Source organism: Rhodococcoides corynebacterioides NBRC 14404, from assembly GCF_001894765.1.
GTDB classification, from domain to species: Bacteria; Actinomycetota; Actinomycetes; order Mycobacteriales; family Mycobacteriaceae; genus Rhodococcoides; species Rhodococcoides corynebacterioides.
Genome location: NZ_BCWV01000002.1, coordinates 321044 through 335331, shown reverse-complemented (window position 1 = coordinate 335331; position 14288 = coordinate 321044). Strand labels below are relative to the sequence as shown.

Sequence of the window (14288 nt, the reverse complement as noted above, 5' to 3'; positions counted from 1 at the left end):
TCAGCCCCTCTCGGTGGTGAATCGCTGCAACCGGGTCTCGGTCGCGGCCTGCTCGATGTCGAGCCCGTCCAACACGGTACGCAACACCTCGTCGTCGAGTTCGCCGCGATCACGCGCGTCGAGCAACGCCTCGCGTTGACGGACCAGCACCGTCCGTCGCCACCGATCGAATGCGGCGCTGGTGGCCGAGAACCGGTCGGCGGGCTGCTGCGCGTCCTCCGTCTCGTCGGCCTCGAGACGGGCGAGGGTGACACGACGCACGCGGTCGACCACGCCCTCGGCGTCGGTGCCCTTCAGGGATCGCCGCGCCTCGTCGAGGCAGTCGACGACGGCTCGTCGCGAGATGCGACGCGCCAGCGCGCGCTGCTCGTCGACGTAGCGCATCTCCGCGGGGTCGGCGATGTCGAGACGTCGGATGACCATCGGCAGGGTGATGCCCTGGATCAGCAGGGTCCCCACCGCCACGGTGAACGCGATGGCCGAGATGACGCCGCGGCCGGGGAAATCCGCCCCCGAGGCGGTCACGAACGGCACACCGGCCGCGGCGGCGAGGGTGACCACACCGCGCATACCGGCCCAGGACAACACCAGGGTCTGCGTCCAGCTCAGCTCGGAGTGCGGTCTCGACCGGATCCGATTTCCCACTCGCCTCAGCGTCGTGCCGACGAACAGCGCGAGCGGCCGCACCGTCATGACCAGGAGCAACACCAGCAGGCCGTACAGGAAGACGTGGTGGACGGGCAGTCCCTCCTGCCGCAGATCGTCGACGACGAACTTCAGTTGCAGGCCCATGTACGAGAACACGAACGTCTCGAGGACCAGGTCGAGCGTCCGCCACACCTGGCGTTCCTGGATGCGGGTGGGGATCGCGTCGGAACTGCGCGCCGACCCCAGGACGAAACCGGCCGTGACGACGGCGAGCACACCCGACGAGTGCAGCTGCTCCGCCGCGAGGTAGGCAGCGAAGGGAACGATGATGCCGAGGACGGTCTCGAGGGCGCTGTCGGCGAGGTGACGCCGGACGAATCGGACCGCCACGCCGATGATCCAGCCGACCGCGACACCGACGACCACCTCGAAGGCGAAGAACAGGATCGGCGGTTCGAGGTCGATACGGTTGCCCGTCACCGACGCCACCGCAATGGTGAACAGGGTGAGGGCGGCGGCGTCGTTGACCAGCGACTCCCCCGTCAGGATGGACATCATGCGGTGCGGGAGGCCGAGTCGGCGCCCGACGGCCACCGCCGACACGGCGTCGGGCGGCGCGACCACGGCCCCCAGAACCAGGGCGGCGCCGAGGGTGAGTTCGGGCACCAACCACGACGAGAAGAAGCCGACCGCGACGGTCGTGACCACCACCAGTCCGACTCCCAGCCGCACGATCGCCCGCAGGTTGCGTCGGAAGGACGCGAAGGAGAAGTCGATCGCCGCCGAGTACAGCAACGGCGGAAGGATCACGCCCAGAAGCAGTTCCGGGTCGAGCGCCGGCCGCGGCAGGCCGGGGACGAACGAGGCGACCGAGCCCACCGCCACCAGGACCAACGGCACCTGGAGGTCGAGCCGACGTGCGAAACCTGCGACGACGACGGCGCCCGCGACCACGAGAAGCAGGAGCCAGCCGTCCATACGGATCGACTACCCGAGCGCCGGTGATCTACCGGGTCACTTGTCCGGGATCGCCTTCTTCGCGGCGTCCTGCACCTTGTCGATCTGCTGGGCGTACTTGCCGCCGGTCTTCTTGTCCGCGAAGTCGGCGGCCTTGTCCACGGCCTGCTCGATCTTGTCGGAGTTCTGCGCAGCGGCCTGCTTGCCCTTGCCGATCAGCTTCTTCAACTCGTCCGCGAATGCCATGGCGCCCAGTTTACGTCGTCCACCATCGGCGGCCGGGCTGCGGCCGAATCAGATCCACGCGCTGGCCCACCATCGGGACCACCACCGACGTGGACACCGGGTCCGCGGCGGCGAGGAGCCGCTCCACCGGCTCGGCCCAGGAATGGAACGCCAGATCGAACGTGCCCCAGTGCACGGGGAGAAGGACACCGGCGTCCGAGCGCCCGCCCTGCAGCGCGGCGTGGGCCCGAACGGCCTCCTCGGGGTTCATATGGATGTCCGGCCAGCGGACGTCGTAGGCCCCGATGGGCAGAAGCGTGAGATCGAACGGCCCGAGACGGGATCCGATGTCGCCGAACGCCTCGGTGTATCCGGTGTCGCCGCCGAAGAACGCACGGTGCTCCGGGCCGACCACCGACCACGACGCCCACTGCGTGAGGTCGCGAGCGAACGTACGGCCCGAGAAGTGGCGCGCCTCGAGACAGGTGATCCGCAGCCCGGCGACGGCGCTGCCGTCGTTCCAGTCCAGCTCCACGATCCGGTCCTCCGGCACCCCCCACCGCCGCAGATGGGCACCCACGCCCAACGGGACGAGGAACGGCGACTGCTGGGTCCGGACCAACGTGGCGACGGTGTCGCGGTCGAGATGGTCGTAGTGGTCGTGCGATATCAGGATCGCGTCGATCGGCGGAAGGGCTTCCAGGGCAACGGGAACGGGATGCAGCCGCGACGGTCCCACCACGCGCGACGGGGACACGCGTCGACTCCACACCGGGTCGGTCAACACGCGGCGGCCGTCGATCTCGACGATCACCGACGAATGCCCGAACCAGGTGGCCGCGAGATCCGCGGCGTCGGCCGGTGCGAGAGGGGTGGCCAGCGGAACCGGGCGTGGGGGCTTGCCGCGGTCGCCGCGACGCAGCATCGCCATGCCGATGCTCGCCTGCTCGGCCGGATCGACGACGGACGCCGGCGCGGTGTTGTGGAACCTGCCGTTGTGGTAGTGCGACGACGCGGCCGCGTAGGGACGCACCGCCGCTCGGCTCGCGCCGAGCGACGACGGCACCCCGCGCGCTGCCGAACCCACCCACGCGGCCCCTGCTGCCGCCGCGACGGCGGCCACGGCCCTCGAGATCCTCACTCGACTGCTACCTCCCCTGGAACACCGGGTCACGCTTCTCCCGGCGTGCGGTGCGCGCTTCGACGGCGTCCTCGCTGGCCCAGGCGGCCCGGTACGCCTCCTGTTGGGCGTCGGTGTCCGGGGCGCGCGTGCCGTCGTCGTTGAACACGAGCTTGAGATGCCGCAGCGACAGCGGCGCGAGGGTCGCGATGCGATCGGCCCACTCCTGCGCGTCGCTCGGCTCGCCGAGGCGGTTGGCGAGTCCGCAGGCCAGGGCCTCCTCCGCGGTGAGCCGCTCCGCGCCCAGGAGAACGGTGCGCGCGGGGCCTCCGCCGGCCAGCGACGTCAGCCGACGCACCGTCCAGGAATCGACCGCGATCGCCAGCCGGGTCGAGGGAATCGCGAAGAACGCCGAGGGCGAGACCACCCGGAGGTCGGCGGCCAGTGCGAGTTGGGTCCCCGCGCCCACCGCCGGCCCGTTCACGGCCGCCACCACCGGAATCGGCAGGTTCTCGATCGACCGGTGCAGCGACACCAGCGCGTCCGGGAACTCGGTGGCGGCGATGTCCCCGGTCAGGTCCGCTCCGGCGCAGAAACTGCTGCCCTGACCGGTGATCACGACGACGCGGGCACCCTCCGCCGGGGCCGCCTCCACCGCCGCCTGCAATTCCCGGCACAGCTCGGCGTTCAGGGCGTTGCGCCGCTCCGGGCGTTGCAACTCCACCGTCAGGACGCCTGCGCGCCGACTCGTTCCGATCACGTGCCGAACCTACCTGCTGTACTGAACGCATGCAGGAGGCTGTGCGCGAGGTCGAGGTGGCGGTGATCGGCGCCGGGCAGGCCGGGCTGTCGGCGTCGTACTTCCTGCAGCGCGCGGGCCTGACGGGACCGGGCGGTCACGTCGTCCTCGACGGGTCGCCGGGACCGGGTGGGGCGTGGCAGTTCCGGTGGCCGTCGCTCACGCTGGCCACGGTCAACGGGGTGCACGACCTACCCGGTCTGGCGTTCGCCGACACCCTCTCGCCGCAGGACGACCCGGCGGCCGTGCCCGCGTCGACCGCGGTTCCCCACTACTACGCCGAGTACGAACGCCGTTTCGCGCTGCCCGTGCGTCGGCCCGGCCGGGTGTCGGTGGTCTGCGATCGCGGTCCCCGCTATCGCGTCGAAGCCGAGGGCGGGGTGGTCTCCGCCCGCGGGCTGATCAACGCCACCGGAACCTGGGAGCACCCCTTCGTCCCCGTCTACCCGGGTGCGGCGACCTTCCGCGGGCGGCAGCTGCACACGAGGGACTACGCCACCGCCGACGAGTTCCGCGGACAGCACGTCGTCGTGGTCGGCGGCGGCATCTCGGCCGTGCAGTTGCTCGACGAGATCTCGCAGGTGACCACCACCACCTGGGTGACCCGTCGCGAACCGCACTTCGTGGAGGGCGAGTTCGGTCCGGAGCAGGGCCGAGCCGCCGTCGCCCGCGTGGAGGAGCGGGTGCGGGCCGGTCTGCCGCCCGGATCCGTGGTGTCGGTGACGGGACTGCTGCTCACCCCGGCACTGCGTGCGGCCCGTGATCGCGGTGCGCTGCGCCGGTTCCCGATGTTCGACGCGATCACTCCGACCGGGGTGCGGTGGGCCGACGGTGCGGAGCGCGCGGCCGACGTCATCCTGTGGGCCACCGGATTTCGCAGCGCGCTCGACCATCTCGCGCCGCTGCGCCTGCGCGGGCCGGGCGGCGGGATCGTGCTCGACGGCGCCGTGCCCACCCGGGTCGCCGCGCGTCCCACCGTCCATCTGATCGGCTACGGTCCGTCCGCGAGCACCATCGGCGCCAACCGAGCCGGGCGCGTCGCCGTCCGAGAACTGCTGACCGAATTGGGAACACGATGACCGCCGTCCTGCGCCTCGACGGACTCGCCGCGTATCGCGGGGAGCGCACACTCTTCTCCGGACTCGACCTCACCGTCGGACCCGGCCAGGTGATGGGACTCGTCGGCGCGAACGGCGCCGGCAAGTCGACCCTGCTGACCATCGCGGCGGGCGTCTCCGACGCCGAGTACGACGGCACCGTCACCCTCACCCCGTCCGACGCCACCGTGGGGTACCTCGCCCAGGAGCCCGGCACCGTTCCGAACGAGACGATCGCCGCGTTCCTGCAGCGGCGCACCGGCGTTCGCGGGGCCGAGGACGCGATGAACGCCGCCGCCGAAGCACTGGGCAGTGGTGACGGCGCGGACACCTACACGCCCGCGCTGGAACGATGGCTCGCCCTCGGCGGCGCGGATCTGGCCGAGCGGACGGACGCGGTGCTCGCCGAACTGGGCCTCGCGGTCGACGTCGACGCGCCCATGACCTCGCTCTCCGGCGGTCAGGCCGCTCGGGTGTCCCTCGCGGCGATCCTGCTCGCCCGCTACGACGTTCTCCTGCTCGACGAGCCGACCAACGATCTCGACCTGGCCGGACTCGACCGGCTCGAGCGGTTCGTGACCGACGCCCGATGCGCCGTGATGATCGTCAGCCACGACCGAGAGTTCCTCGCCCGCACCGTCACCGGCATCGTCGAACTCGACCTCGCCCAGCAGCGCATCGCGGTGTACGACGGCGGGTACGAGGCCTACCTCGTCGAACGCGCCGTCGCCCGTCGGCACGCCCGCGAGGAGTACGAGGAGTACGCCGACACCCGAGCGGGCCTCGAGGACCGCGCCCGCATGCAACGCAACTGGCTCGAGCACGGCGTGCGCAACGCCCGTCGTAAAGCGCCGGACAACGACAAGGCCGGACGCAAGGTCCGAGCCGAGTCGACCGAGAAGCAGGCGGCGAAAGCCCGTCAGACCCAACGACGCATCGAGCGACTCGAGGTGGTGGAGGAGCCGCGCAAGGAGTGGGAGCTGCGGATGGAGATCGCCGCGGCGCCTCGGAGCGGGACGGTGGTGGCCACGCTGCGCGACGCGGTGATCGATCGCGACCGGTTCCGACTCGGGCCGATCACCGCGCAGATCGACGCCGGGGATCGCATCGTCGTCACGGGCGCGAACGGATCCGGGAAAACGACTTTGCTGCACCTGATTCTGGGGCGGGTGGCGCCGACGTCGGGCTCGGTGAGTCTCGGATCGGGCGTCGCGATCGGGGAGATGGATCAGGCGCGGTCGGCCTTCGCCGGCGATCGGTCGGTGGCCGAGGTGCTCTCTGCCGCGGTGCCGGAGTGGCCGGACGCGGACGTCCGCACGCTCGTCGCCAAGTTCGGGTTGCGCGGGGATGCGGCGCTGCACCCGGCGCACACCCTCTCCCCCGGTCTGCGGACCCGCGCGAGCCTGGCCCTGCTGCAGGCGCGCGGGGTCAACCTGTTGGTGCTCGACGAGCCGACCAACCACCTGGACGTGCCCGCGATCGAGCAGCTCGAGGCGGCGCTGGCGACGTACGAGGGCACCCTGCTGCTGGTGACCCACGACCGCCGCATGTTGGACGCGGTGACCAGCACGCGTCGATGGACCGTCGACCAGGGGCAGCTGCGGGAGGACTGACCCTTTTCGTCGGTAGGGTTGACAAGTCGTTGGGTTTTTACAACACTTCGATACATGAGCCCGGTCAAGCGGGGAACAACTCTCCCCATCCACAACCGCATCGGCGTCCTACGCGCCGAACGGCGCATGACGCGAGCGCAGTTGGCCGACCTGGTGGAGGTCAATCCCCAGACCGTCGGCGCGCTCGAGCGTGGTGATCACTACCCGAGCCTGGACCTCGCCCTACGCATCTGCGACGTCTTCGACCTCCCCGTGGAAGCCGTCTTCTCCCGGACCGAGTTCGGCCCGCTGTCGGCCGAGGTCTATCGACGCCCGACCACGACGGAAGGTGAACGATGAGCGACACCGTGTTCGACCGCTACCAGGCACGCCGCACTCGGAAATACCTGCAGCGTCAGGAGCAGACCGCGCACTGGCTGCGCGGGTGGCGCACCCACGCCCGACGGCGGCTGCTCGTCGTCCTGTTGGGAGCCGTGTTCGCCGCCATGATCGCCGCGGGGGTGGCCGCGGCGTTCGCTCCGACCCCCGGCGTCCTCATCTTCGCCGGACTGTGCGCGATCTTCACCCCGGTGTGGACGGCCCTGCAGATCGTCTCCGAGCGGGGGGACAGTCCCACCGGCGCTCTCGACGAGCGAGAGTTGGCTCAGCGCAACGAGGCTCGATCCCTCGCTCTGACGATCACCCAGACCCTCACCCTCGTTCCCGCGTTCTACCTCTACCTCGGATCACGCTGGGAATGGATGGACGGCACGACCCTCGCGACCTCGGGCTCGATTCTCGTGCTCGCGTGCTTGTTGATCGGCGGTTGCAGCGCCACCGCCGTGTTGGCATGGACACGACCCGATCCGGACCCCGAGGATGAATCGGACACCTATCGAAAGGGCACGGCATGAACGGCTCCACCCTCGAGATCGACGGCCTGCGCAAACGCTACGGCGACACCGTGGCTCTCGACGGCGTCGGCTTCACCGTTCACCCCGGCGAGGTCTTCGGCTTCGTCGGCAGCAACGGCGCGGGCAAGACCACGACGATGCGTATCACCCTGGGCGTGCTCTCCGCCGACGCCGGCGAGGCCCGCATCGACGGGCGTCCCATCGACCTCGAGGTGCGCCGCACCGTCGGCTACATGCCCGAGGAACGTGGCCTCTACCCGAAGATGAAGGTGGGCAACCAGCTTCGCTACCTGGCCGAGTTGCACGGACTGTCCCGGTCCGACGCCACCGCGGCGGTCCAGCGGTGGACCGAGCGCCTCGGCATCGAGGGGCGCGTGAACGACACCGTCGACTCGCTGTCCCTGGGCAACCAGCAGCGCGTCCAGCTCGCCGCCGCCCTGGTCCACGACCCGGCCGTCCTCGTGCTCGACGAACCCTTCTCCGGGCTCGACCCGGTGGCCGTCGACACCATGAGCGACGTGCTGCTCGAGAAGGCGAACGCCGGTGTGCCCGTGCTGTTCTCCAGTCACCAACTCGACCTCGTGCAACGCCTCTGCCACCGCGTCGGCATCATCGGCGGTGGACGGATGAAAGCCGTCGGACCCGTCGACGAACTGCGCGGCCGCGACGGCACCACCCTCACCGTCCACGCACCCGACGCACCCGCCGGCTGGGCGGACCACCTCCCCGGCGTCACCACCGTCTCGCACGAGAACGGCCGCACCGCACTGGCACTCGGCGAGAACGCCGACGATCAGGCGATCCTCGCCGCCGCGCTGGCCACCGGCCCCGTACACGAGTTCGCCCGCACCCTGCCCTCCCTCACCGATCTGTACCGAGAGGTCGTCGCATGACCGAGCAACTGTCCTCGCGCCGCGCCATCGCGCTGGTCGCCCGTCGTGAATTCGACGTCCAGGTCCGCAAGAAGAGCTTCCTGATCTCCAACGCCATCGTGCTGCTCGTCATCGTCGGCGGCATCGTCGCCTTCTCCCTCTTCTCCGGAGGCGACGGCGACACCGAGCGCACCCCCGTCGGCGTCGTCGGCACCACCGCCCTCGGCGACACCATCACCGCCGTCGGCGACCAACTCGGCACACCCGTCGACGTCCGCACCCTCACCGACGCGGACGACGCCCGCGCTCAGGTCGAGAACGGCACCGTCGACGTCGCCGTCGTCCCCGGACAGGCCGGCGCGGTCACCGCCATCACCAAGGAGGAGGTGACCGGCGGCCTGAAGACCGTGCTGGACAGTGCCGTCGCCACGCAGGCGCAGAACGACGCACTCACCGCCGAGGGCGTCGATCCCGCCGCCGTCGCCAGGGCGGCCGCCGGAGCCACCGTCACCGTCGACGCCCTCGACCCGCCCGACGAGGACCGCGGGCAGCGCCTCGCCCTCAGCTTCGTGGCCGTCATTCTGCTGTACACGCAGATCATCACCTTCGGCATGTACGTCGCCATGGGTGTGGTCGAGGAGAAGTCCTCGCGCGTGGTCGAACTGCTGCTGTCCACCGTGCGACCGCTGCAGTTGTTGTGGGGCAAGGTGCTCGGCATCGGCGCCGTCGGCCTGGTGCAGCTGGCCGCCTACGGTGCCGCCGGTCTGATCGCCGGCACCGCCACCGGCGTCCTCACCGTCACCGGCGCCGCCGTCGGCGTGTTCGTCTCCACCCTCGGCTGGTTCGTGCTCGGCTACGCGTTCTTCGCCGTCCTCTACGCCGCCGGCGGATCCATGGTCTCCCGGCAGGAGGACGTGAACTCGACGACGATGCCGTTGCTGATCGTCATCCTCGCCATGTTCTTCGCGGCGTTCTCGTCCATCGACAACCCCGCCGGCACCCTGCCGACCGTGCTGTCCTGGATCCCGCCGTTCTCCGCGATCCTCATGCCGCTCCGCATCGCCGCCGGGGTCGCCGAGCCGGTGCAGATCGTCGGCACCATCGTGCTGATGATCCTCGCGACCCTCCTCCTCGCCGTCGTCGCCGCGAAGGTCTACCAGCGCTCCATCCTGCGCATCGGGCGGACCGTGTCGTGGAAGGAAGCCCTCGGGCGCTGACGGTGGTCGGGTTGCGGTCGGGTGCACCGGCCGCACCCCGCGCAGGTTCCCGCCACCCTCACCGGTTGCAACCTGCGCGCGTGACCAGAACCCGCGCAGGTTCTCGCAATCCCCGGCCACTGTGGTTCAGTCTGAGCTCAGGGCGCACCCGGCGCCCGGATGGGAGGCAGGGTGTGAGGCCCACCGTTCTCGTGGTGCAACCCGACCCCCGCGTCGGCCCGGACAGGTTCGAGGACTGGCTGGAGCACGCGGGCCTCGACCTCGACGTGGTGCGCCCCTACGACGGCGACGACGTCCCCTCCGCCGATCGATACGACGGCATCATCGTGCTCGGCGGATACGCGAGCGCCCACGACGACGAGCTCCACCCCTGGCTGGAGAGCATTCGCGCGCTGATCCGTGACGCGGCGGCGACCGACGTTCCGACACTGGGCATCTGCCTCGGCGGTCAACTGGTCGCCGGCGCCCTGGGCGGTCGGGTGACGGTGGGCGACGGGCCGTCGGAGATCGGGGCGGTGCGGCTCGATCTGATCGACGTCGACGACGATCCCCTGTTCCACGATCTCGGCGCGTCGCTGCTCGTGGCCGAACACCACTACGACCGCATCGCGCGTCTGCCCGACGGCGCCCGGTTGCTGGCCTCGTCCGACCGGTACGAGCATCAGGCGTTCCGGGTGGGGGGCGCGGTGTGGGGGGTGCAGTTCCACCCGGAGGTCTCGCCCACACGCTTCGAGCGGTGGGTCGCCGATTCCCCCGCAACAGCACCGGACGACGCGGCTCGCTTGACCGCAGCGTTCGAGCACCTGGTGGCGAACGACGAGCTGATCGCATCCGGTTCGGCGGTCCTCGCGCGCCGGTTCGCCGATGTCGTTCGACGGGATGCGCCGACCCCGACAGCCGCCACCACCGCCGCAGGCGCGCACCGATGACCGGACAGAAGGCGCGCATGCTCGCCGGCGAGCTCTACCGCGCCGACGATCCCGAACTGCAGGCCGATGCGCTCCGAGCGGCGGACCTGCTGCACACCTACAACCACTCGACCCCCGGGGACGCCGCCGGCCGCCGCGCGCTGCTCGAGGAGTTGCTCGACGAGGTCGGCGAGGACGTCGAGATCCGGCCACCTCTGCACGCCGACTACGGGTACGGAATCCGCATCGGGACGGGAACGTTCGTGAACGTCGGAGCGGTCATGCTCGACGTCGCCCGCATCACGATCGGGTCGGACTGCCAGATCGGGCCGAACGTGCAGCTCCTCACCGCGACCCACCCCCTCGAACCCGCCGCCCGACGCGCGAAGTGGGAGTCCGCGGAGCCGATCACGCTGGGCGACAACGTGTGGCTGGGCGGTGGCGTCATCGTCTGCGCGGGCGTCACCATCGGGGAGAACACCGTGGTGGGAGCCGGGGCGGTGGTCACGACGGACCTGCCGCCGAACGTGGTCGCGGTCGGCACCCCGGCGAGGGTGATCAGGGACCTCCCGAGGGACTGATCACGCCCCGCGCAGCGCCGCCACCACGGCGGCCACGCGGCGAGCCCGGGTGTCGGCCCGCTTCGCGTCCGCGACGGAGCGAGCGTGCTCCTTGCGGGCCGACGGGGCGAGCGCGTCGAACGCCGCCCGCACGGCCTTGTTCAGCCCGACGAGGTTCTCGCCACCCATCCGTCCGATCCGGACGCGCACGGTCACTCCCCCGATGGTCACCCACACGGGCGGGGTCTTGGCGGAGCCGAGGCCGCCGCGCGCGCGATACTGCTCCCCGTGACGGTCTCCGCGCGCGCACTGATCGACCTCGTGGTCGACCCCGGCACCTACGTCTCCCTCGACGAGCCCCCGACGTACGGGCCGGTGTCCGACGCCTACCGCGCCGACCTCGCGCGCGCCCGCGAGCGCAGCGGGGTCGACGAGTCCGTCCTCACCGGCGACGCGACCGTCGGCGGGACGCCGGTGACCCTGATCGTCGGCGAGTTCTCCTTCCTCGCGGGATCGATCGGTCACGCCGCGGCGGAACGCATCACCGCCGCGATCGAGCACGCCACCTCCCGGGGTCTGCCGCTGATCGCCTCGCCGTCGTCGGGCGGGACCCGTATGCAGGAGGGCACGGTCGCGTTCGTCCGGATGATCACCGTGTCCGCGGCGGTGACCGCGCACCGCGCCGCCGGGTTGCCGTACCTGGTCTACCTCCGTCACCCGACCACCGGCGGGGTGTTCGCGTCCTGGGGATCGCTGGGGCATCTGACCTTCGCCGAACCCGGTGCGCTGGTGGGTTTCCTGGGCCCGCGCGTCTACGAGGCGCTGTACGGCGCGCCGTTCCCCGAGGGGGTGCAGACGGCGGAGAACCTGGCCCGGACGGGCGTGCTCGACGCCGTGATCGAACCGGGGGCGCTCCGCGACACCCTCCGTCGAGTGCTGGCCGTGACGACGCCGGACGCGCCCCCACCGGCCCCGGCGACACGACCCCCGACCGACGAGACCGCGCCCGCCGCGGACGGGAGCGCCTGGCAGTCCGTGCTGGAGAGCAGACGACCCGACCGCCCGGGGCTACGGGAGTTGATCGCCGTCGCGGCCGACGACGTGACCCTGCTCAGCGGCACCGGCCACGGCGACGTCGACAGCACCGTGGTGTCCGCGCTGGCACGGTTCCGCGGGCACCCGTGCGTCGTCTTCGGGCACGACCGGGCCGGCCAGACGCCCGAGCGCACCATGGGGCCGGGGGCATTGCGCGAGGCTCGTCGGGCGATGCGGTTGGCGGAGGAGCTCCGACTGCCCTTGGTCACCGTGATCGACACCCTCGGTGCGTCGCTGTCCCGAGAGGCCGAGGAGCGGGGCCTGGCTCCCGAGATCGCCCGATGCATCGCCGATCTGGTCACGCTCCGCACGCCGACGGTGTCGGTTCTGCTCGGGCAGGGCACGGGCGGCGGAGCCCTCGCCCTGCTGCCGGCGGACCGCACCGTCGCCGCCGCCCACGCCTGGCTCGCTCCGCTGCCACCGGAAGGGGCGAGCGCGATCGTCCACCGGGACACCGCCCATGCCGCGGATCTGGCCGAGGCACAGGGCATTCGAGCCACCGACCTGCGGGCGAACGGCGTCGTCGACACGGTCGTCGACGAGGGCACCGACGGGGGCACCGACGAGCGCGTCGACGAGAGCACAGCCGCCGGAACGTTCCTCACCCGACTGGGCGACGCGGTGGCGCGCGAGCTCGCCGCGATCAGCGAGCTCGACGACGACGCGCGCGCCGCGGCCCGACGACGGCGCTTCCGTCAGCTCGGCGTCAGGCTCGCGCCCGATGGCGCCTGACGGCGTCGCGATTGGAACACACCGTGCCGCAGTACCGTTGGCGACCGGTGCGCGAGAAGTCGGCGTAGACCCTGGTGCAGTCGGCTGCGGCGCAGCGCCCCAACCGGTGCATCCCGCGGCCCACCAGATGCAGCGCGGTGCCGACGCTGACGAGCGCCCGGACCACGTCGGCGAGCGGGAGGTCCGGGTCGCGGTAGTGCAGGTGCCACCCGTCGCCGGCGTGGTCGGTCAGACGCGGGTACGCCGAGGTCTGGGCGAGCAGGGCGTTGAGCGCCTCGGCGCGCCGGGTGTCCGTCGGGGCGTCGACGACACCGATCCATTCGGTGAGGAACGCGCGGGCCCGATCGAGGTCGGTGTGGGCCGAGACCGTGTCGTCGGACATGCCGGCGTCGAGGCAAGTTTGCTCGAAGTCGGCGACCGTCGCGGGTGGGTCGTTCACGAGGTCGACGGCCATCCGCACCGCGTACTCGCCGTAAGGGTTGAGGTGCACAAGGCCATTACAGCAGACTCGGCGTCATGACCACCACCATCGCCTGCCTGCACCGCTGGACCGAGCTGTCCCGGCACGGAACGAGCGAGGGCGTCGTGATCTACGAACGCTGCCACTGCGGCGAGAACCGCATCGTGACAGCGACTCTCGTCCGATCGGCCACGACGGCGTAGACCAGGTCAGGACGTCGTGGACCCGGTCAGGACGACGTGGTGACGATGGTCGGAACCATCACCGCCACCGCGACGGCGGACCACACGTCCTCCACCGCCCTGCGGACGGCCTCGGACGCCCACTGACCCTCGGCGATCTCCGCCGCCCGCTTCTTGACGGACCGCTTGTCCGCGCCGGGAAAGACCTTCGGCACGGCGTCGATGGACGACAGCAGCGCCACCAGCGCGCAGGTCCGCGCATCGGGATCCCGCCCGTCCACCAGCACCCACTGCAACGTCTCGCGAACCCGAGCCTCGTGCACGGTGTCCCGCGCCGGCCAGGACGTCGTGGGGAAGAGTCCCAGCACCCGCCCCTTCTGCTCGTCGACGAAACCGCGGTCGATCACCCGCGCCAGCACCTTCTCGTGCATCGCCTTGTGCAGCTTCTCCACGGCGCTCTTCGGCGTCATGGGCCGCTTGGCCCCGTCGATCGCGGCCACGGCCTCCTGCAGGATCGGCTCGTCCGGCCGTGGACCCCGCACGGCGAGGCGCCCCTTCTTCACGTCCTCGCCGTCCTGCGCGACCGTGACCACGCCGGACATCGCGAGCTCGAGGATCACGGCCCCCGCCACCGCCCGCGGAAGCTTGGTGCTGTCGACCACGGGCTTTCCCGAGCCGTCGTCCAGCAGGAGCAGCAGCAGATCCTCGGCGATCAGGGTCATGGCTCGACCTTACGGACCCCCGACGCGGAACGGGAGAGCCCTGCGCGACGGACCTGCCGGCGCGATCCGGACGACGACGGCGCGAAACGGATAGTGCCGTTGCCGGACCGTCCGTAACGTCCGCCGCCATCAGTGATCCACGACACGTGATCGGGCCCCCGATCGCGGCGTCACACGGATGGAGGAGG

17 protein-coding genes are annotated in these 14288 nt (G+C 71.2%); 10 read left to right on the top strand and 7 right to left on the bottom strand.

Going from position 1 to position 14288, the window contains the following annotated elements:
- Genes RC2_RS02940 through RC2_RS02925 form a run of 4 tightly spaced genes read right to left on the bottom strand, consistent with a single transcriptional unit; the run spans position 1 to position 3710 of the window.
- Positions 1 to 1626, bottom strand: a complete 1626-nt coding sequence (locus RC2_RS02940) for a Na+/H+ antiporter (protein ID WP_068151131.1) — start codon at positions 1624 to 1626, stop codon at positions 1 to 3.
- Positions 1627 to 1662: 36 nt separating this feature from the next.
- A complete protein-coding gene (locus RC2_RS02935) occupies positions 1663 to 1851 on the bottom strand; it encodes an antitoxin (protein WP_068102814.1) in 189 nt (62 codons plus the stop codon).
- A gap of 10 nt (positions 1852 to 1861) precedes the next feature.
- Positions 1862 to 2971: an MBL fold metallo-hydrolase gene (locus tag RC2_RS02930; protein ID WP_068151128.1), complete on the bottom strand. Its 1110-nt coding sequence runs from the start codon at positions 2969 to 2971 to the stop codon at positions 1862 to 1864.
- Between the two features lie 7 nt (positions 2972 to 2978).
- Positions 2979 to 3710 carry an enoyl-CoA hydratase gene (locus tag RC2_RS02925; RefSeq protein ID WP_068151125.1) on the bottom strand — a complete coding sequence of 244 codons (732 nt, stop codon included), beginning with the start codon at positions 3708 to 3710 and terminating at the stop codon, positions 2979 to 2981.
- 29 nt (positions 3711 to 3739) lie between these two features.
- Between RC2_RS02925 and RC2_RS02920 the strand changes: the two genes are divergently transcribed.
- The 8 genes from RC2_RS02920 to RC2_RS02885 all read left to right on the top strand — a co-directional run bounded on the left by RC2_RS02920 (position 3740) and on the right by RC2_RS02885 (position 10930).
- Positions 3740 to 4828 carry an NAD(P)-binding domain-containing protein gene (locus tag RC2_RS02920; RefSeq protein ID WP_068151122.1) on the top strand — a complete coding sequence of 363 codons (1089 nt, stop codon included), beginning with the start codon at positions 3740 to 3742 and terminating at the stop codon, positions 4826 to 4828.
- Complete coding sequence (locus tag RC2_RS02915) at positions 4825 to 6459, top strand: ABC-F family ATP-binding cassette domain-containing protein (RefSeq protein ID WP_068151120.1); 1635 nt, start codon at positions 4825 to 4827, stop codon at positions 6457 to 6459. Before RC2_RS02920 ends, RC2_RS02915 begins: the two co-directional genes overlap by 4 nt.
- Before the next feature lie 54 nt (positions 6460 to 6513).
- Positions 6514 to 6798 carry a helix-turn-helix transcriptional regulator gene (locus tag RC2_RS02910; RefSeq protein WP_068151118.1) on the top strand — a complete coding sequence of 95 codons (285 nt, stop codon included), beginning with the start codon at positions 6514 to 6516 and terminating at the stop codon, positions 6796 to 6798.
- Complete coding sequence (locus RC2_RS02905; protein ID WP_068151114.1) at positions 6795 to 7352, top strand: hypothetical protein; 558 nt, start codon at positions 6795 to 6797, stop codon at positions 7350 to 7352. The genes RC2_RS02910 and RC2_RS02905 overlap by 4 nt, the downstream gene beginning before the upstream one ends.
- A complete protein-coding gene (locus RC2_RS02900) occupies positions 7349 to 8245 on the top strand; it encodes an ABC transporter ATP-binding protein (RefSeq protein ID WP_068151111.1) in 897 nt (298 codons plus the stop codon). The genes RC2_RS02905 and RC2_RS02900 overlap by 4 nt, the downstream gene beginning before the upstream one ends.
- The gene (locus tag RC2_RS02895; protein ID WP_068151108.1) at positions 8242 to 9441 is read left to right on the top strand and encodes an ABC transporter permease; all 1200 of its coding nucleotides are present in this window, start codon (positions 8242 to 8244) and stop codon (positions 9439 to 9441) included. The genes RC2_RS02900 and RC2_RS02895 overlap by 4 nt, the downstream gene beginning before the upstream one ends.
- A 173-nt stretch (positions 9442 to 9614) precedes the next feature.
- Positions 9615 to 10370, top strand: a complete 756-nt coding sequence (locus RC2_RS02890; protein ID WP_068151106.1) for a type 1 glutamine amidotransferase — start codon at positions 9615 to 9617, stop codon at positions 10368 to 10370.
- Positions 10367 to 10930: a sugar O-acetyltransferase gene (locus RC2_RS02885; RefSeq protein ID WP_068151102.1), complete on the top strand. Its 564-nt coding sequence runs from the start codon at positions 10367 to 10369 to the stop codon at positions 10928 to 10930. The genes RC2_RS02890 and RC2_RS02885 overlap by 4 nt, the downstream gene beginning before the upstream one ends.
- Here the strand turns inward: RC2_RS02885 and RC2_RS02880 are convergent, their stop codons facing one another.
- Positions 10931 to 11125 (bottom strand): YdeI/OmpD-associated family protein, encoded by a 195-nt coding sequence (locus RC2_RS02880; protein ID WP_245810933.1) that lies wholly within the window; start codon positions 11123 to 11125, stop codon positions 10931 to 10933.
- 72 nt (positions 11126 to 11197) lie between these two features.
- On the opposite strand from RC2_RS02880, the gene RC2_RS02875 reads away from it, so the two are divergent.
- Entirely contained in the window at positions 11198 to 12736 is a 1539-nt protein-coding gene (locus RC2_RS02875; RefSeq protein WP_068151095.1) for a carboxyl transferase domain-containing protein, read from the top strand.
- Here RC2_RS02875 and RC2_RS02870 read toward each other — a convergent pair.
- On the bottom strand, positions 12711 to 13226 hold the full coding sequence (locus RC2_RS02870) for a CGNR zinc finger domain-containing protein (RefSeq protein WP_068151094.1): 516 nt from the start codon (positions 13224 to 13226) through the stop codon (positions 12711 to 12713). The genes RC2_RS02875 and RC2_RS02870 overlap by 26 nt on opposite strands.
- Positions 13227 to 13252: 26 nt before the next feature.
- Here RC2_RS02870 and RC2_RS18855 point away from each other — a divergent pair, with 26 nt between their 5' ends.
- Complete coding sequence (locus RC2_RS18855) at positions 13253 to 13399, top strand: hypothetical protein (protein ID WP_169818406.1); 147 nt, start codon at positions 13253 to 13255, stop codon at positions 13397 to 13399.
- Between the two features lie 26 nt (positions 13400 to 13425).
- Here the strand turns inward: RC2_RS18855 and RC2_RS02865 are convergent, their stop codons facing one another.
- Positions 13426 to 14100, bottom strand: a complete 675-nt coding sequence (locus RC2_RS02865; protein WP_068151091.1) for a GOLPH3/VPS74 family protein — start codon at positions 14098 to 14100, stop codon at positions 13426 to 13428.
- Between the last annotated feature and the right edge of the window lie 188 nt (positions 14101 to 14288).

Excerpts from the sequence above, each read along its gene's own strand:
- RC2_RS02940 (WP_068151131.1), bottom strand. The coding sequence starts at position 1,626 with ATGGACGGCTGGCTCCTGCTTCTCGTGGTCGCGGGCGCCGTCGTCGTC.
- RC2_RS02920 (WP_068151122.1), top strand. The coding sequence starts at position 3,740 with ATGCAGGAGGCTGTGCGCGAGGTCGAGGTGGCGGTGATCGGCGCCGGG.
- RC2_RS02865 (WP_068151091.1), bottom strand. The coding sequence starts at position 14,100 with ATGACCCTGATCGCCGAGGATCTGCTGCTGCTCCTGCTGGACGACGGC.
- RC2_RS18855 (WP_169818406.1), top strand. The coding sequence starts at position 13,253 with ATGACCACCACCATCGCCTGCCTGCACCGCTGGACCGAGCTGTCCCGG.
- RC2_RS02885 (WP_068151102.1), top strand. The coding sequence starts at position 10,367 with ATGACCGGACAGAAGGCGCGCATGCTCGCCGGCGAGCTCTACCGCGCC.
- RC2_RS02910 (WP_068151118.1), top strand. The coding sequence starts at position 6,514 with ATGAGCCCGGTCAAGCGGGGAACAACTCTCCCCATCCACAACCGCATC.
- RC2_RS02900 (WP_068151111.1), top strand. The coding sequence starts at position 7,349 with ATGAACGGCTCCACCCTCGAGATCGACGGCCTGCGCAAACGCTACGGC.
- RC2_RS02915 (WP_068151120.1), top strand. The coding sequence starts at position 4,825 with ATGACCGCCGTCCTGCGCCTCGACGGACTCGCCGCGTATCGCGGGGAG.
- RC2_RS02935 (WP_068102814.1), bottom strand. The coding sequence starts at position 1,851 with ATGGCATTCGCGGACGAGTTGAAGAAGCTGATCGGCAAGGGCAAGCAG.
- RC2_RS02895 (WP_068151108.1), top strand. The coding sequence starts at position 8,242 with ATGACCGAGCAACTGTCCTCGCGCCGCGCCATCGCGCTGGTCGCCCGT.
- RC2_RS02905 (WP_068151114.1), top strand. The coding sequence starts at position 6,795 with ATGAGCGACACCGTGTTCGACCGCTACCAGGCACGCCGCACTCGGAAA.